Source organism: Luteimicrobium sp. NPDC057192 (assembly GCF_042670205.1).
Classification (GTDB): Bacteria; Actinomycetota; Actinomycetes; order Actinomycetales; family Cellulomonadaceae; genus Luteimicrobium.
This window is the reverse complement of the sequence record NZ_JBHUWD010000030.1, coordinates 45,143-61,578: the sequence shown is the minus strand read 5'-3', so window position 1 is coordinate 61,578 and position 16,436 is coordinate 45,143. Positions and strand designations below refer to the sequence as shown.

Annotated in this window: 19 protein-coding genes, 2 tRNA genes and 1 pseudogene; 16 read left to right on the top strand and 6 right to left on the bottom strand. The window is 70.7% G+C overall.

Features of this window, described 5'->3' with window-relative positions; all coding sequences use genetic code 11:
* The first annotated feature begins 134 nt into the window (after positions 1-134).
* On the top strand, positions 135-1,379 hold the full coding sequence (locus tag ACFT5B_RS14335; protein WP_386799331.1) for a beta-ketoacyl-[acyl-carrier-protein] synthase family protein: 1,245 nt from the start codon (positions 135-137) through the stop codon (positions 1,377-1,379).
* A 665-nt stretch (positions 1,380-2,044) separates the two neighbouring features.
* On the opposite strand, the gene ACFT5B_RS14330 is transcribed toward ACFT5B_RS14335, so the two are convergent.
* Positions 2,045-2,545 carry a DUF3145 domain-containing protein gene (locus ACFT5B_RS14330; protein WP_386799329.1) on the bottom strand — a complete coding sequence of 167 codons (501 nt, stop codon included), beginning with the start codon at positions 2,543-2,545 and terminating at the stop codon, positions 2,045-2,047.
* A gap of 141 nt (positions 2,546-2,686) precedes the next feature.
* Positions 2,687-3,175, bottom strand: coding sequence for a peptide deformylase (gene def / locus ACFT5B_RS14325; RefSeq protein ID WP_036949716.1), 489 nt, complete (start codon positions 3,173-3,175; stop codon positions 2,687-2,689).
* Between the two features lie 162 nt (positions 3,176-3,337).
* On the opposite strand from def, the gene ACFT5B_RS14320 reads away from it, so the two are divergent.
* The 8 genes from ACFT5B_RS14320 to ACFT5B_RS14285 all read left to right on the top strand — a co-directional run bounded on the left by ACFT5B_RS14320 (position 3,338) and on the right by ACFT5B_RS14285 (position 12,321).
* A complete protein-coding gene (locus tag ACFT5B_RS14320) occupies positions 3,338-4,357 on the top strand; it encodes a LacI family DNA-binding transcriptional regulator (RefSeq protein WP_386799326.1) in 1,020 nt (339 codons plus the stop codon).
* A 127-nt stretch (positions 4,358-4,484) separates the two neighbouring features.
* A complete protein-coding gene (locus ACFT5B_RS14315) occupies positions 4,485-5,807 on the top strand; it encodes an ABC transporter substrate-binding protein (RefSeq protein WP_386799324.1) in 1,323 nt (440 codons plus the stop codon).
* Between the two features lie 76 nt (positions 5,808-5,883).
* Positions 5,884-6,873 (top strand): carbohydrate ABC transporter permease, encoded by a 990-nt coding sequence (locus ACFT5B_RS14310; protein ID WP_386799322.1) that lies wholly within the window; start codon positions 5,884-5,886, stop codon positions 6,871-6,873.
* The gene (locus ACFT5B_RS14305) at positions 6,873-7,784 is read left to right on the top strand and encodes a carbohydrate ABC transporter permease (protein ID WP_386799320.1); all 912 of its coding nucleotides are present in this window, start codon (positions 6,873-6,875) and stop codon (positions 7,782-7,784) included. The genes ACFT5B_RS14310 and ACFT5B_RS14305 overlap by 1 nt, the downstream gene beginning before the upstream one ends.
* Positions 7,785-7,841: 57 nt before the next feature.
* Positions 7,842-10,133 carry an alpha-xylosidase gene (gene yicI, locus ACFT5B_RS14300; protein WP_386799318.1) on the top strand — a complete coding sequence of 764 codons (2,292 nt, stop codon included), beginning with the start codon at positions 7,842-7,844 and terminating at the stop codon, positions 10,131-10,133.
* Between the two features lie 64 nt (positions 10,134-10,197).
* Positions 10,198-11,625, top strand: a complete 1,428-nt coding sequence (locus ACFT5B_RS14295) for a GH1 family beta-glucosidase (RefSeq protein ID WP_386799316.1) — start codon at positions 10,198-10,200, stop codon at positions 11,623-11,625.
* Positions 11,626-11,705: 80 nt separating this feature from the next.
* Positions 11,706-11,779: transfer RNA gene (locus tag ACFT5B_RS14290), tRNA-Ile, on the top strand.
* Positions 11,780-11,817: 38 nt separating this feature from the next.
* Entirely contained in the window at positions 11,818-12,321 is a 504-nt protein-coding gene (locus ACFT5B_RS14285; protein ID WP_386799314.1) for a GNAT family N-acetyltransferase, read from the top strand.
* 55 nt (positions 12,322-12,376) lie between these two features.
* On the opposite strand, the gene ACFT5B_RS14280 is transcribed toward ACFT5B_RS14285, so the two are convergent.
* On the bottom strand, positions 12,377-12,607 hold the full coding sequence (locus ACFT5B_RS14280; protein WP_386799312.1) for a hypothetical protein: 231 nt from the start codon (positions 12,605-12,607) through the stop codon (positions 12,377-12,379).
* A gap of 24 nt (positions 12,608-12,631) precedes the next feature.
* Positions 12,632-13,006 carry a hypothetical protein gene (locus ACFT5B_RS14275; RefSeq protein ID WP_386799311.1) on the bottom strand — a complete coding sequence of 125 codons (375 nt, stop codon included), beginning with the start codon at positions 13,004-13,006 and terminating at the stop codon, positions 12,632-12,634.
* Positions 13,007-13,283: 277 nt separating this feature from the next.
* Here ACFT5B_RS14275 and ACFT5B_RS14270 point away from each other — a divergent pair.
* Positions 13,284-13,356 (top strand) — tRNA-Asn (locus tag ACFT5B_RS14270).
* Here ACFT5B_RS14270 and ACFT5B_RS14265 read toward each other — a convergent pair.
* The gene (locus ACFT5B_RS14265; RefSeq protein WP_386799335.1) at positions 13,318-13,569 is read right to left on the bottom strand and encodes a helix-turn-helix domain-containing protein; all 252 of its coding nucleotides are present in this window, start codon (positions 13,567-13,569) and stop codon (positions 13,318-13,320) included. The two genes, ACFT5B_RS14270 and ACFT5B_RS14265, sit on opposite strands and share 39 nt — an antisense overlap.
* 153 nt (positions 13,570-13,722) lie before the next feature.
* Between ACFT5B_RS14265 and ACFT5B_RS14260 the strand changes: the two genes are divergently transcribed.
* The gene (locus tag ACFT5B_RS14260) at positions 13,723-13,956 is read left to right on the top strand and encodes a helix-turn-helix domain-containing protein (RefSeq protein ID WP_386799306.1); all 234 of its coding nucleotides are present in this window, start codon (positions 13,723-13,725) and stop codon (positions 13,954-13,956) included.
* 38 nt (positions 13,957-13,994) lie between these two features.
* Here the strand turns inward: ACFT5B_RS14260 and ACFT5B_RS14255 are convergent, their stop codons facing one another.
* Positions 13,995-14,213, bottom strand: coding sequence for a hypothetical protein (locus tag ACFT5B_RS14255; protein ID WP_386799304.1), 219 nt, complete (start codon positions 14,211-14,213; stop codon positions 13,995-13,997).
* Positions 14,214-14,430: 217 nt separating this feature from the next.
* On the opposite strand from ACFT5B_RS14255, the gene ACFT5B_RS14250 reads away from it, so the two are divergent.
* The 5 genes and pseudogenes from ACFT5B_RS14250 to ACFT5B_RS14230 form a co-directional block, all read left to right on the top strand.
* A complete protein-coding gene (locus tag ACFT5B_RS14250) occupies positions 14,431-14,718 on the top strand; it encodes a hypothetical protein (protein ID WP_386799302.1) in 288 nt (95 codons plus the stop codon).
* On the top strand, positions 14,715-14,843 hold the full coding sequence (locus ACFT5B_RS14245; RefSeq protein WP_386799300.1) for a hypothetical protein: 129 nt from the start codon (positions 14,715-14,717) through the stop codon (positions 14,841-14,843). Before ACFT5B_RS14250 ends, ACFT5B_RS14245 begins: the two co-directional genes overlap by 4 nt.
* Positions 14,840-15,589 carry a hypothetical protein gene (locus ACFT5B_RS14240; RefSeq protein WP_386799299.1) on the top strand — a complete coding sequence of 250 codons (750 nt, stop codon included), beginning with the start codon at positions 14,840-14,842 and terminating at the stop codon, positions 15,587-15,589. Before ACFT5B_RS14245 ends, ACFT5B_RS14240 begins: the two co-directional genes overlap by 4 nt.
* Positions 15,590-15,856: 267 nt before the next feature.
* On the top strand, positions 15,857-16,105 hold the full coding sequence (locus tag ACFT5B_RS14235; protein ID WP_386799297.1) for a hypothetical protein: 249 nt from the start codon (positions 15,857-15,859) through the stop codon (positions 16,103-16,105).
* Positions 16,102-16,410, top strand: a pseudogene (locus tag ACFT5B_RS14230) (DUF2637 domain-containing protein); the annotation flags it as partial. The gene ACFT5B_RS14235 and the pseudogene ACFT5B_RS14230, both read left to right, overlap by 4 nt.
* Positions 16,411-16,436: the final 26 nt, after the last annotated feature.

The following is a 16,436-nucleotide window of genomic DNA, read 5'->3' as shown; positions in this document are numbered from 1 at the left end:
CCCGCCTCGTACTGCGCGATGGCCCCGGCCTGACGCGACGCACCTCGGGGCGCACCCGCCCCACCCCCGGCGCGGGGGGCGCGTACCGCGCGCCCGCCGCGACGTGTCCCGGACCGCGACACCTAGGAGACCCGATGACCCCCCGAACCGATGTCGTCGTCACCGGCCTCGGCGCCTTCACCTCGCTCGGCGTCGACGCGCCCAGCACCTGGCAGGCCGCCCTCGCCGGGACCTCCGGTGCCCGCACCCTCGACAACGACTGGGCCGAGACCTACGGCATCCCCGTGAACTTCGCGGCGACCGTCCTCGGTGACGTCGAGGAACGGCTCACCCGGCCCGAGACGAAGCGCATGGACCCCTCCGCCCAGTACGCGCTCGCGTCGGCGCGCGAGGCGTGGGCCGACGCCGGCAGCCCCGAGGTCGAGCCCGAGCGGCTCGGGTCCGTCGTGTCCTCGGGGATCGGCGGGATCATCACCACCCTGACCGCGTGGGACACCCTGCGGGAGCGCGGCGCCCGGCGCATGCTCCCCACCACGGTCCCCATGCTCATGCCGAACTCCCCCACGGCGTACATCTCCCTCGACTTCAACGCCCAGGCCGGTGCGCACGCGCTCGTGTCCGCCTGCGCGTCGGGCGCCGAGGCCATCGGGTACGGGATCGAGATGATCCGCACCGGGCGCGCCGACGTCGTCATCGCCGGCGGCACCGAGGCCGTCATCCACCCGATGCCCATCGCGTCGTTCGCCGCGTCCCGCACGCTCTCTCTGCGCAACGACGACCCCGCGGCCGCCTCCCGGCCCTACGACGTCGACCGCGACGGCTTCGTCATCGGCGAAGGCGCTGCGATCGTCATCCTCGAGTCCGCCGAGCACGCCGCCGCCCGCGGCGCCCGCGTCTACGCGAAGCTCGCCGGCGTCGGGCTGTCCGCCGACGCTTACCACATCACGTCCCCCGAGCCCGAGGGCCGGGGTCAGATCCGCGCCATGCGTGCCGCGCTCGACGACGCCGGGGTCACCGCCCGCGACGTCGTCCACGTCAACGCGCACGCCACCTCGACCAAGGTCGGCGACATGATCGAGGCCCGCGCCATCCGGCACCTGTTCGCGTCCGAGGCCGACCACATCGCGCTCTCGGCGACCAAGTCCATGACCGGGCACCTGCTCGGCGGCGCCGGCGCCCTCGAGACGCTGTTCACCGTGAAGGCCGTCGCCGACCGCAAGGCTCCGCCGACCATCAACGTCGACAACCCCGACCCGGAGCTGGACGTGCCGCTCGTCCGGGGCACCGCCGCCGACCTCCCGGCGGGCGACATCGCCGCAGTGAACAACTCGTTCGGTTTCGGGGGCCACAACGTTGCGCTCGTCGTGACGAACGTCTGAGATCCCGCGTCGTACACACCCGCGGGGTCGCCTTCCGGGCGACCCCGCGGGTGTTGGTGCGCCGTCTACCATCCGCCTCGCTCGTTCCTCGCTCGGCTCCCGCCAGACCCGTCCACGACGGCGCGACAAAGGCCCGCCCGGTCACCCTCGTAGCGCGGCTCGCGCGTGCGCGTCGGGGCCCCTCGCAGCGGTTCCTCCTCCTGCTGACCCGGGAACGTGGCGGGCCGTCAGGCGCCGCCGGCCCTCGACGCAAGGACCATGCCGCGTCGGCGCGCCGGAAGCTTTCGGCGTCGGTGCCACGTCGAACTCACGCGGATCGTCGCCCGACGCCGCAAGAGACGACGATCCGCGTCAGCTCGACGACGCCGGGCGGAACGGAAGCCCAGTCCCGCGGGTCTTCGGAGCGCCCTCAGAGCGGAGACAGCCGGAACCGGTCGCGGCGCACCCCGAGCGCGGCAGCGCCGAGCGGCGAGCTGAGCGGGGCGCCGGACTCAGGGAGAGGTGAGACGACGGTCGAGGGCGGCGGGGCGGGGTTGTCGCGCGCGGTCGTGGCTGGGTGGGCGGGAAGCCGAGCGAGGAACGAGCGAGGCGGATGGAAGACCGCGCGCGACAACCCCGCCCCGCCGACCGGACGCAACCACCCCGCCCCGGCCACCGAGCAGAGCTCAGCCCACGCGGTGCAGCCAGCGCACCGGGGCGCCCGCCCCCGCGTACCGGAACGGCTCCAGCTCGTCGTCCCAGGCCTGGCCCAGGGCCAGGTCGAGGGCGTCGCGGAGGGCCCGGTGGTCGTGGTTGTCGACGAGCGCGGCGCGGAGCCGGTCCTCGGGAACGACGACGTTGCCGTGCGCGTCGGTCACGGCGTGGAAGATGCCGAGCGACGGCGTGTGCGACCAGCGGGCGCCGTCGGCACCGGCGCTGGGTTCCTCGGTGACCTCGTAGCGCAGACCGGCCCAGCCGCGGAACGCGGACGCCAACCGCGCGCCGGTTCCCTGGGGTCCCTGCCACGAGTGCTCGGCGCGCAGGAGGCCGGGGCCGGCGGGCTGCTCGATCCAGTCGAGGGCCACGCGGCCGCCGAGGACGTCGCTGGCCGCCCACTCCAGGTGGGGGCACAGGGCGCGCGGCGCTGAGTGCACGAAAAGTACACCGCGGGTGATGGCACCTGCCATGTCGTCCTCCCAGGGTCGAGGTTCGCCTTCCCCAACGGCCTCGCCTGGACTGCGTCACGGCAACGGGTCTGGGCCCGTGCACGGCGTTCTGCGCCCATTGTGCCCGACGGCGCCCCTGCGCGCGAGCAGGAAACGCACGGATCAGAGCTGCTCGCGCAGCGCGCGCATCGCCTTCTTGCGGACGGCACGGTCGAGGCGGTCGAGGTACAGCATCCCGTCGAGGTGGTCGGTCTCGTGCTGGAGGCAGCGGCCCATGAGCTCGGTGCCCTCGACGACGACCTTCTTGCCGTCGAGGTCGATGCCCTCGACGCGCGCGTACCAGGCCCGTCGGGTCGGGAACCAGAGGCCGGGGACGGAGAGGCAGCCCTCGTCGCCGTCCTGGTACTCGTCCTCCGAGAGCTCGACGATGCGCGGGTTGAGGACGTAGCCGATCTCGTCGTCGATGTTCCACGAGAAGGCCCGGAGGCTGACCCCGATCTGGTTGGCCGCGAGGCCCGCGCGCCCTTCGTCGTCGACCGTCTCGAGGAGATCCTCCACGAGCGCGCGGACGCCGTCGTCGATGTCGGTGATCTCGGCGCACGGGGTGCGCAGGACGGGGTCCGGAAGCGTACGGATCTCGCGCATGGCCATGGCCCGCATTGTTTCACGAGCCGGGGGCGGTCCGGAGGTCACGACTCGGGCACGACGCGTCGCCCGGACTTGACGCCGACGTTTGTTCGATGAATACTCCTAAACCATCGAAGCGCTTCGACGAAGCGCTTCGACATCGACCGGACTCGACGAGGAGGATGCATGGCCACCATGCAGGACGTCGCCCGCCACGCGGGCGTCTCCCTCTCGACCGTGTCCTACGCCCTGAGCGGCGCACGCCCCATCGGCAAGGAGACCCGCGCGCGGGTCATGGCGGCGATCGAGGAGCTCGGGTTCGAGCGGAACGCCGCCGCCCGGAGCCTCGCCGCACGCCGCAGCCACGTGCTCGCCCTCGTCCTGCCGACCGTCGCGGGAGGCCTGTCCGGCACGCTCGGCGAGTTCGCGCAGTCCGCGTCCCAGACCGCACGCGACGCGGGCTACCACCTCGTCATCTGGCCGTTCGACCGCGAGGAGCACGGCGAGGTCCGCGACCTCGTCCGGCAGGGCCTCGCGGACGGCGTCCTCGTGATGGAGGTCTCCCTGCAGGACGAGCGCATCGACGCGCTGCTCGCCTCGCAGGTGCCGTTCACGATGATCGGCCGTACCGAGGAGCTCGACGGCCGCTCCTGGGTCGACATCGACTTCGAGCGCACCCTCACGGACGCCGTCGACCACCTGGCCGACCTCGGCCACACGACGGTCGCCTTCGTGAACCACTCCCAGCACTCGCTCGACACGGGCTACGGCCCGACCGTGCGCGCACGGGACGCGTTCCTGGCGGCCGCCTCCGCGCGCGGCATCCAGGCGACGGACGTCACGAGCGACGAGTCGCCGCTCGCCGGCCGGCTCGCCACGAGCGCGATCCTCGACGAACGCCCCGACACCACGGCGTTCGTCACCATGAACGAGACCGCGACGTTCGGCGTGACGCAGGCGCTGCGTGACCGCCGCCTGCGTGTCCCCGACGACGTCTCGGTGCTCGCCGTCGTGACGTCACCCGAGGTCGGCGCGATGTACAACCCGCCGCTGACCACCATGCGAGCCCCCGGGCACGAGCTCGGGCGCCGTTCGGTCGAGGAGCTCCTCGCCGCCCTCGAAGGCACCACGTACCGCGAGGCGCCCCGCCTCGTCACCTGCGTGCTGTCCCCCGGGGCGTCCACGGGGCCAGCACCGAGACGCTGAGCCGCGGTCGCCCGCCCGGCTCCAGCACCATCACCCCGTCCCCACCACCAGCGGACACCCGCGAACCCGCAACGACGCACCGCAACCGACGCATCGCTGCATCGACGCACCAACGGAAGGACACACCGTGAAGCGCAAGATCACGGCCGGCGCACTCGTCGCCGCCCTGGCCCTGCCCCTGACCCTGGCCGCCTGCTCCGGCGGCGACAGCGGCGGCGGCTCGGACGACGCCACCGCCAACGCCGACGGCAAGACGCTGACCATCTGGGACTACGAGTCGGACGACTCCGCGATGGGCCAGGCCTGGGCCAAGGCCATCGAGATCTTCAAGCAGAAGCACCCGGGCGTCACCGTCAAGACCGAGTCGCAGACGTTCGAGCAGATCCAGAAGAACGCCAAGATCATCCTGACCGGCGACGACGTCCCCGACGTCATGGAGTACAACAAGGGCAACGCGACGGCCGGCCAGCTCGCCTCGCAGGGCCTGCTCACGCCGCTCACCGACGTCGCGAAGGACCGCGGCTGGGACAAGAAGGTCACGGGCTCGATCGCGACGACCGCCCAGTACGACGAGAACGGCCTCATGGGGTCGGGCGACTGGTACGGCGTCCCGAACTACGGCGAGTACGTGACGGTCTACTACAACGCCGCCATGTTCAAGAAGTACGGCGTCGCCGTCCCCACGACGCTCGACGAGTTCACGGCCGCCCTGGCGAAGTTCAAGGCCGCGGGCGTGACGCCGCTCAACCCGGCCGGCGCCGAGTACCCGCTCGGGCAGCTCTGGTACCAGCTCGCGCTGACCAAGGCCGACCGCTCGTGGATCGACGACTACCAGCTCTTCAAGAACGACGTCGACTGGCACGGTGAGCAGCTCACGTCCGCCACCGACACGATCAGCGACTGGACCAAGAAGGGCTACATCGCCAAGAACTCGGCCGGCCTGACCGCCGAGGACATGGGCACGTCGTTCATCTCGGGCAAGTACCCGATCATGGTCTCGGGCTCCTGGTGGTTCGGGCGTCTCGTGAACGAGGCCAAGTTCGACTGGGGCCAGTTCCAGTTCCCCGGCTCGAACTTCGCGCTCGGCTCGTCCGGCAACCTCTGGGTCGTCCCGCAGAACGCCAAGAACAAGGGCCTGGCCGAGGACTTCATCGACATCACCCTGAGCGACGAGGTCCAGAACATCCTCGGTCAGAAGGGCGGCCTCCCGATCGCGGGTGACGCCTCGACCATCACCGACGCGAAGACCAAGACCTTCACCGAGCAGTTCCAGAAGCTCGTGTCCGACGATGCCCTCGCGTTCTACCCCGACTGGCCCGTCGCCGGCTTCTACGACCAGATCGTCAGCGCCCTCCAGTCCGTCGTGAACGGCTCGAAGTCGACCGACGACGTCCTGACCCAGCTCCAGAAGCAGTACGAGTCCGGCAAGGACGACCTCCTCAACGGCTGACACGCCCGGGCCCGGGCGCTCCCCCCGAGCGCCTGGGCCCGCCCGCCGGCCCCCGCCGTCCGAAGAGAGAGAACCGATGTCTTCCGCACCCGCCACCCTGCCCCCGCAGGACTCCACGGCGCCGACCACGGCGCGACGCGCCGCCCGGCGCGGCTCCGGTCGACGGCGCTGGGTGCCGTCGACGTACTGGCTCTACCTGATCCCCGGCCTCGCGGCGTTCGTCGCGATCATCGGGATCCCGTTCGTCCTCAACATCTGGTACTCGCTGCACAAGTGGCGCGGCGGCATCACCAAGATGACCTGGGTCGGCCTCGACAACTACGCCGACCTCATGCACGACGACCAGTTCTGGCAGTCGTTCCAGAACTCGGTCTGGATGATCGTCGCGATGGTCGTCGTGCCGACCGTGATCGGCCTGCTGCTCGCGTCGCTGCTCTTCGACTACATCGGCAAGCACTTCAACGGCCGCGTCGCGAGCGTCCTGCGCGCCACGTACTACCTGCCGCAGATCCTTCCCGTCGCCGTCGCCGGCATCCTGTGGAACTGGATCCTCAACGCGCAGACGGGCGCCCTCAACGAGATCCTCAAGACGGTCGGGGTGCACAACCCGCCGGACTGGCTGGGCAACCCGTCGACGGCCCTGCCGTCGGTCATGCTCGTGCTGATCTGGATCCAGATCGGCTACCCGACCGTGATCTTCATGTCCGCGCTCCAGCGCGTCGACCCGGAGCTGTACGAGGCCGCGGAGCTCGACGGCGCCAACTGGTGGGCGCGGTTCCGCGCGATCACGATGCCGCAGATCAAACCCGAGACGTTCGTCATCACGCTGACCTGCACCATCGCTGCCCTCAAGGTCTTCGGTCCGATCTACGTCCTGACCCGGGGCGGCCCCGAGGGCTCGACCCTCGTGCCGTCGTACTACTCGTACCTGAACTTCTTCGACAAGTCGAAGGTCGGCTACGGCGCAGCCGTGGCGACCGTCCTGACGGTCATCATCATCGTCGTCGCGTCGGTCATCCAGCTGCTCCAGAACCGCAGCGCGCGCAAGGAAGAGAGGGGTGCCTGATGGCCACCGTCACCGAGACCCTGCCGGGCACCTCGACCACCGGCGCCGGAGCCGCGGGGACCGGCACCGACCGCAAGCGTGACCGGTTCCACCGGGGGCCGCTGCGGTGGGTGCTGATCGTGCTCGCCGTGATCGTCGGGCTGCTGATGATCTCGCCGTTCGTCATCATGCTGCTCAACGCCTTCAAGTCGCCCGACGACTACTCGGCCAACGGCCCGCTGTCGTGGCCGACCGAGTTCTACACGCACGGGCTCAAGGTCTTCTGGGACCGCGTCGACTTCCCCGTCAAGCTCTGGAACTCGATCTGGACGTCCGGGCTCGTCGCGATCTTCGGCGTCGCCCTGTCCCTGCTCTCGGCGTTCGCCATCGGGATCGGCCGCGTCAAGGGCCGCCTGTGGATCGTGGGCATCTTCCTGCTCGCCAACATGCTGCCGCAGGAGGTTCTCGTCTACCCCCTGTTCCGCATGATGCAGAACATCGGCCTCAACAACTCGGGCTGGTCCATCGTCCTCATCTTCACGGTCATCCAGGCCGCGTTCGGCACCTACCTGCTCTCGTCGGTCCTCGGGACGTTCCCGCGGGCGCTCCTCGAGGCGGCGTCGCTCGACGGCGCGAACCGGTGGCAGATCCTGTGGCGCGTCGTGTTCCCGGTGGTGCGTCCCACGCTCTCGGTGCTGCTGATCTTCTTCTTCATCTGGACGTGGAACGAGTTCTTCATCCCGCTCGTCATGCTCACGACGAACGACACCCAGACCGTCCCGATCGCGCTCGCGTCGCTGCAGGGTGACCGCATGCTCGACGTGCCGACGCTCAACGCCGGGACGCTCGTCTCGCTGATCCCGACGCTGCTGTTCTTCCTGTTCTTCCAGCGGACCCTCACGCGGGGGATCACCGCCGGCGCCGTCAAGTAGGCCCGGCCCCGCCCTTCCCGTCCGCACGCTCACCCTCACGAGGAGCACCACCCCACCATGAAGTTCACCGACGGCTACTGGCAGCTGCGCCCCGGCGTCGAGGTCCTGCACCCGGTCGAGGTCGACGACGTCCGCGCCGACCCCGAGGCAGGCACCCTGACGGTCTGGGCCACGACGAAGCGCGTGCGCGGCCGGGGCGACACCCTCAACGCGCCCCTCGTGACGCTCACGTACTCGAGCCCCGCCGAGGGCGTCGTCAAGGTGCGCATCGAGCACTGGGCCGGCACCCGCCCGCGGCACCCCGCGTACACGGTCCACCGGTCCCCCGTCGACGTCACCACGCACCTCGACAACGACGCCGCCGTCCTCACGACCGGCGACCTGTCCGTCCGGGTGCACCGCACGGGCCCGTGGCGGGTCGACTTCGAGTCGCGCGGCAAGGTCCTGACGTCGAGCCTGCCCAAGGGCGCCGGGGTCGCGACGACTCCTGAGGGCTCGTTCGTCCACGAGCAGCTCGCGCTCGGCGTCGGCGAGAAGGTCTACGGCATGGGCGAGCGGTTCGGGCCGTTCGTGAAGAACGGCCAGACCGTCGACATCTGGAACGCGGACGGCGGCACGTCGAGCGAGCAGGCGTACAAGAACGTCCCGTTCTACGTCACGAGCGGCGGGTACGGCGTCTTCGTCGCGCACCCCGAGCTCGTGTCGTTCGAGGTCGCGTCGGAGATGGTCGAGCGGACGCAGTTCTCGGTCGCCGGCGAGCACCTCGAGTACTACGTGATCGACGGGCCGACCCCCAAGGACGTCCTCGAGCGCTACACGGCGCTCACGGGCCGCCCCCCGCAGGTGCCGGCGTGGTCGTACGGCCTGTGGCTCTCGACGTCCTTCACGACGAGCTACGACGAGCAGACCGTGACGTCGTTCGTCGACGGCATGGCCGAGCGCGACATCCCGCTCTCGGTGTTCCACTTCGACTGCTTCTGGATGCGCGAGTACCAGTGGTGCGACTTCGAGTGGGACCCCCGGACCTTCCCCGACCCGGAAGGCATGCTCGAGCGCTACAAGGACAAGGGCCTGCGCATCTGCGTGTGGATCAACTCCTACATCGGCCAGAAGTCCCCGCTGTTCGCCGAGGCAGCCGAGAAGGGCTACCTGCTGCGGACCACGGACGGCGGCGTCTGGCAGTGGGACCTGTGGCAGGCCGGCATGGGGGTCGTGGACTTCACCAACCCGGCCGCGGCGGCCTGGTACGCGAGCAAGCTCGAGGGCCTCCTCGACATGGGCGTCGACTGCTTCAAGACCGACTTCGGCGAGCGGATCCCCGTCGACGGCGTGGTCTGGCACGACGGCTCGGACCCGCAAAGGATGCGGAACTACTACACGCACCTCTACAACCAGACGGTGTTCGAGCTCCTCGAGCGCAAGCGCGGCACGGGTCAGGCTGCGCTGTTCGCGCGGTCGGCGACCGCGGGCGGCCAGCAGTTCCCCGTGCACTGGGGCGGCGACAACGACTCGACGTTCGTGTCGATGGCCGAGACGCTGCGTGGCGGCCTCTCGCTCGCCATGTCCGGCTTCGGCTACTGGAGCCACGACATCGGCGGCTTCGAGGGCGACCCCGACCCCGCCGTCTTCAAGCGCTGGTTGGCGTTCGGACTCCTGTCGTCGCACTCGCGCCTGCACGGCTCGGGCTCGGTCCGCGTGCCGTGGGCGTTCGACGACGAGGCCGTCGACGTCACCCGCCGCTTCACGAAGCTCAAGCTCTCGCTCCTGCCGTACCTCGGTGCCGCGGCCCGCGACGTCGTCGCGCACGGGACTCCGCTCATGCGGCCGATGGTGCTCGAGCTCCCCGAGGACCGCGGCGGCTGGGACGTCGACACGCAGTACCTGCTGGGCCCGTCGCTGCTCGTGGCGCCGGTCTTCAGCGGGGAGGGCGACGTCGACGTGTACGTCCCCGAGGGCACGTGGACGTCGCTGCTCGACGGTTCGACGGTCACCGGGCCGCGCTGGGTCAGGCAGCAGCACGGCTTCGACTCGCTGCCCCTGCTCGTCCGCCCCGACACGGTCCTCCCGCTCGGCGCCGAGACCGGCACCACCGACTACGACTGGGCCGACGGCGTCACGCTGCACCTGGTCCAGCTCGCGGACGGCCACGACTCCACGGTCGTCGTCCCGGCGTCGGACGCCGGGGTGGGTGCGGCCGACGCCGAGTTCCACGTCCGCCGCACCGGGGACGAGGTGGTCGTGACGACCACCTCGGACCGCGCCTGGGCCCTGCGCTCGGGCGACCAGGTGGTCCGCTTCGAGGCGGGCACCGCCGAGGGCCGGATCGCTGCCGCGGATCTGGCACGATGAACGCAGCGCACCGGAGCACCCGCCGGCCCGCAGGCCGGCCCCGCACCAGCACCCGAGGAGAAGCATGACCACGCCACGACGGTTCCCCGACGACTTCGTCTGGGGCTCCGCGACAGCCGCCTACCAGATCGAGGGCGCCGCGGACGAGGACGGCCGCGGCCCGTCCATCTGGGACACCTTCTCCCGGACCCCGGGCAAGGTGCTCGACGGCGACACGGGCGACGTCGCCGACGACCACTACCACCGCTGGGCCGAGGACGTGCAGCACATCCGCGACCTCGGGCTCGACGCCTACCGGCTGTCGATCTCCTGGCCGCGCGTCCAGCCGGGTGGCTCGGGCGAGTTCAACGAGGCAGGCATCGCGTTCTACTCGCGCCTCGTCGACGCGCTGCGCGAGGCCGGGGTGAAGCCCGTCGTGACGCTCTACCACTGGGACCTCCCGCAGGAGCTCGAGGACGCCGGCGGCTGGACCAACCGCGCCACCGCGTACGCGTTCGCCGAGTACGCACGGCGGATGGCCCAGGAGCTCGGCGCCCGCGTCGACACCTGGACGACGCTCAACGAGCCCTGGTGCTCGGCGTACCTCGGGTACGCGTCGGGCGTCCACGCGCCGGGCCGCACGGAGGGCGAGGGCGCGCTGCGCGCCGTCCACCACCTCAACCTGGCGCACGGTCTCGCCGTCCAGGCCATCCGCGACGTCCTGGGCGACGACGCGCGCACGTCCGTCACGCTCAACCTGCACGTCGTGCGCCCCGACACGGACAGCGCCGAGGACGCGGACGCCGTCCGCAAGATCGACGCGCTTGCCAACCGCGCGTTCCTCGGTCCGCTCCTCGACGGCGCCTACCCCGCCGACCTCCTCGAGGACACCGCGCACGTGACCGACTGGTCGTTCGTCGAGGACGGCGACCTCGCGATCACCCGGCAGCCGCTCGACGTCCTCGGCGTCAACTACTACTCGACCGCGCGCGTCCGGCACTTCGCCGGCGAGGGGGCGCCCGAGCAGAACGACGGCCACGCGGAGTCCGCCGCGACCCCGTGGGTCGGTGTCACCGACGTCGAGTTCCTCCAGCAGCCCGGCCCCTACACCGCGATGGGCTGGAACATCGAGCCGCAGGGCATGACCGACCTGCTGCTCTCGCTGCACGCCACCTACCCGGAGCAGCCGCTCATGGTCACCGAGAACGGCGCCGCGTTCGACGACGTCGTCTCCCCCGACGGCGCCGTGCACGACCCCGAGCGCGTGGCGTACCTCCACGACCACGTCGAGGCCGTCGGCAAGGCGATCGACGGGGGCGCCGACGTGGGCGGGTACTTCGCGTGGTCGCTGCTCGACAACTTCGAGTGGAGCTACGGGTACTCCAAGCGGTTCGGGATCATCCGCGTCGACTACGACACGCTCGAGCGCACCTGGAAGGACTCCGCGCACTGGTACCGCCGCCTGGCGACCACGCGCACCCTCCCTGGCGTCGACGAGGTCTCCCCGGCCTGACGTCGCACGTCCGACACGCCTACCGGCCCGTCGCAGGTCCCCGTCCGGGGACCTGGGGCGGGCCGGTACGCTGTCGTCGCGGGGCAGTAGCTCAGCCGGTCAGAGCAGCGGACTCATAATCCGTCGGTCGTGGGTTCAAGCCCCACCTGCCCTACTCCCGCGTGCCGAAGCGCGCCGTTCCTCGAGGACTCGATGACGCCCGCGTCCCCCACCGTGCTCGTCCGCGACGCCCGACTGCCCGACGACGCGGACGACGTCGCACGCCTCCTCGAGGACTACCTCAGGCGCACCGAGCGGGAGAAGCACGAGCACCTCGGTCCCGACGGCCCCGGCCCGGACGCGCCGCTGCAGCCCCGCCACCTCGTCGAGGTGCACGCCCCGGCGAAGGCGTTCGACGACGCGCAGGTCCTCCTGGCGGGTCCCGTCGGGAGCGCGGTAGGCGTCGTCGTGGTGAAGCCACGCCCCGAGGGTGCGGTCGAGCTCAAGCGGTTCTGGGTGGACCCGGCGCACCGCCGGGCGGGAGCCGGCGGAGCGCTCCTGGACGCCGCGATCGGCCTCGCGCGCGGCCCCGTCCGGCTCTCGGTGTGGGACTGGCGGGCGGACGCGATCCGCGCCTACGCCCGGCGCGGCTTCGCCCCGGTCGAGTCCTGGGAGCCGGACCGCCCGAGGCTGGTCTGCATGGAGCGCCGCCCCTGAGACGGCGAGGAGCCCGCACCCCCAGGGTGAGGGCTCCTCGTGCTGCGGACGGCGGTCAGGCGCCGGGCGTGCCCTTCTCCTCCAGGTAGAACACCTGGTCGGGGCCGTCCCACGTCTCGATGATCTCGCCGTCCGAACGGACGAGCGAGATCTCGCCGCGGAAGGGTCCGATCTCCCCGGACCTGAGGTGGCCCTTGATCGCGGCGACCGCGTCGTCGTCGTACTCGGCCCGCACGAGCGTGTCGCGATGGTCCCCGGTGAGGTCCCGGATCCAGTACTCGAACATGTCGCCTCCCCGGTGGTGGCGCGCTCAGGCGAGCGCGGCAGCCTTGAGCTTGTCGAACTCCGCCTGGTCGATGGCCCCCGTGTCGAGGAGCTGCTTCGCGGTCGCGATCTGGTCGGCGGGCGACGCGCCGGCGACGTTGCGGATGTAGCTGTCGGTCGCGGCCTTGGCCTGCTGCTGGGTCGCGATCTGGCGCTGCGTCATCCCGTTGCCCCGCGCGATCACGTACACGAGCGCTGTGATCAGCGGGAAGATGATCAGGCAGATCACCCACAGCGCCTTCCACCAGCCCGAGAGCTTGTGGTCGCGGAAGAGGTCCGTGATGATCATGAACAACACGACCAGGTACGCGAAGAAGAAGAAGATCTCGACGACGAGCCAGAAGTAGTTCCAGAAGCTCATGGGTGCCTCCTCGGGCGGGCGAAGATGTCCGGGTCGTGACGTGGCGTCCACCTCACGACGCTTCGGAAACTAGCACCGGTGTGTGCATTTGGCGCGGGAAGCGGCGGCTCGTCCGATCAGTTCACCCAGAAGGGATGAGCGGCGGCTCCGTATCGGTCCCGACGGCAGCCGCGCGCACCGTCCTGGCGTCCGCGGTCGAGCGCGTCGGACCGCGCCTCGGGCGCTCGAAAGTGGTCCTGAGCACCCGGTCCGGGCTGCTAGGCTTTATCCCGCGCGATCCTGCGTAGCTCAGTTGGCAGAGCATCCGACTGTTAATCGGACGGTCGCTGGTTCGAGTCCAGCCGCAGGAGCCCATTGCCCCCGTCAGGTCCACCCTGGCGGGGGCTTTCTCCATCCCGAAGCCACTCGTAGGGCACGCCCGTCCGGAGCGCCCACAAGCGCACAGACTGAGGGCTCGGCTTGGCCTTGCCGTTGATCCAGTTTCCGACGGCCCCGCGCGAGACCTCCAGATAGTCCGCCATCTCCTGCACGCCGACGTCGGCGACGCGCAGCGCCTTACGCATGCGATCGGCGATGTCGAAGACCGGCACGACACCACTCTCAGGCTGAATGCTCATGCAACGAGCATTGCACGCGTCCCCTTACCACACAAGACGGTGCGCTTCTCCGCGTGTCTTCGCTTGACCTACGGGATGCGCATTGCGCACACTGTCGGCATGGAACCGATCGAAGAGACGACCCTCACGAGCGCAACGGCGTGCTCGATGCTCGGGATCGACCGCTCGACGCTCGTGCGATGGGTCCAGGACGGCCGCATCACGCCGGCGTTCAAGTACCCCGGGAGCAACGGCGCCTATCTGTTCGACCGCGCCGACATTGAGCGCATCCAGGCGGAGCGCGAGGAAGTGATCCGCCTCGTCGGAGCCGCCCGCGTGGTCGGTGCCCGGTGAGCGATCAGCGAATGGCGGCGTGCGCCTGCCCCCTGGCGTCAGTTGACCGTGTCGCTCTCGGCCGCGAGCTCGCCCGCGCCATGGCCGCGCTCCAGCTCGACCAGTCGCGCTTCGAGCTCCACGACGGCGCTGATCAGCGCGCCCGTCACCCGCTCGTTCGTCAGGGCCTCGCCCTCATCGAGCGTGTCGATCAGGTGGCGGGTGACGGTCAGTTCGGCGGGGATCTTGTCGCCGACGATGTCGTTGAGGGTGCCCACGAAGACTCTCCTTCGGTTGGGCCGGACGTCCTACCGTCCGGCGCTGAGCTGACCGTAGGGGAAACCGCTGACACGGCGTGCGCCGACTCTCCCGCACGCCGTGTCAGTGCGCCGGCCGGTGACGTCACCCGGGGCGCCGAGTGACGGCCGGCGGCTGGATCCTGGCCGGCGTCGTCGTCGCTCTGTGCGTGGCGGCTCACTGGTACGAGGCCCGCCGGTGAGCGCGATCTTCGATGACGCGATCGCGCTGTGGCGCGACGTCCGCGACGCGTTCGAGCTCTACCGCGAGGCGCAGTACGAGCGCGCCGAGCTCGCGACGCGCGGCCACCTGCTCAACCACGAGGCCCGAGAGCGTGGCGTCTCGGCCTGGTCCCTGTTCATCGGCCCCGAGCGCCGCGCGCACCGGTGGGCGTCTGACGAGCTCCGCGAGTGGTGGGCCAAGAACGGCCGCATGACGTTCGCCGAGTTCGAGCGGACCTACCTCCAGGGCGGCGAGTCGCTGTGACGCCCTGGACCAAGCCCGAGACGCGCCGCGAGGCCTACGTCGCGGTCTACCGCGAGCGGTTCGGCGTCGAGCCGCGCCGCACCCCGTTCTACGTCGCGCAGCCGCGCCCGGAGGTCGACCTGTGAGCCGCCCCACGCCCAACGCGTCCTGGAGCGCCCCGTCGCTCATGACGTCCCTCTCGAACGCCGGCTGGGGCGAGCTCAACGGCCGTTCCATGCAGGGCGTGCGCAGCGTGCTCCACGGCCTCGTGGCGCAGCTCCCCCACCGCTCCGCAGCCGGCAAGGCGACCGTCATGGATATCGCCGACCGCGCCGGCCTGTCGATGAAGTGGACGGCCCGGTGCCTGCACCTCCTGGAGGACCTGGGCGTCATCGAGTGGACGCGAGGCGGAATCACCATCGAGTCCGCGTCCAAGCGCCACGGCACGCCCGGCTGGATCCGCATCGTCAAGCACAAGCTCGTCGAGCTCATCTTCGCCGCCCGCCCTTGGCACGACGAGCGCCTTGCCCAGCACCGGGCCGAGACGCTGCGCCGGATCATGACGATCAAGACCCGCTACACACGCACGAAGCTCCGCAACGACAAGCGTTCTCGCAGGTCACACCATGTGGAACTGAGCGCCCACCCCACCCCCCTACGGGGAGGGTCCGGAGGCACGCCTCCCCGCGTAGGAGACCCGGAACAGACACAAGCCCTTCAAGAGCCCGCTGCGCGGGCGCTCATCGAAGGTCCCGACGCCCTGGGGGGCGTCGTGACGCGCGCCGGACGCGCGATCTACAACCGCGACGAGTGCGACCACGGCTGGCCGGTGGGCCAGCGCAAGCGCGACGGCCGTCTCACCTGCCCCGATTGCCGGAGGGCCGAGCAGTGAGCACACCGATCACCTGCGAGCACGGCGTAGAGGTCTGGCGCAAGACACGCACCGGCGAGTCGGCTTGCGCCCTCTGCCGGCGTCTCGCCTCCGCGAGACGCACGGAACAAGCGGCCCGGAGGGCGTCGCAGGTGCAGCCGCGCCTGGACATAGCCGCTCTCGCTGCGCACGACCTCACCCTCACAGACGACGACCCGCCCAAGGTCATCGACTTCACCAACGCCCGGCGACGACGCCGGACCACACCCCACTGAGAGGACGACCACGATGGCAGGCAACATCGAGAACGCACGCGACGTGCAGCTCACGATCATCGACCTCGCGCACCAGACCGACGCCGCGCTCCAGCGTCTCCACACGTCCAAGCACCAGGTGGACTCGACGATCACCCGGATCGCCCTGGAGGCCGCCACCGAGAACGTCCAGACCGCGTGGGCGCAGCTCACCCTGGCCGCCGGCAACCTCCACGCCGTGGGCATCGGCGCGCCTGTCACGATCAAGGCCGTCAGCGCATGACCGCCCGGATCGACCCCGACACCAAGCCCGTCCTCATCGTCGCGACGACGTCGGCCGTGCTGCTGGCCGGCGTCTCGTTCGCGCTCTCGTTCGCCGGCCTCGTGCAGCTCGCCGCGTGGGGCCACGTCCCCGGCCGGCTCTCGTGGTGCGTGCCCGTGATGATCGATGGCGCGATCGCCGTCTACACGCTCGCCGTGCTCGTCGCGCGAGCTCGCGGCGAGCGGCAGTGGACGGCCTGGACGGCCCTCGCCCTGTGGACGGCCGTGAGCGTGGGCGGCAACGCAGCGCACGGCTGGACACCGGCCCCGGACGTCCAGCGTCTCGTGGGCAC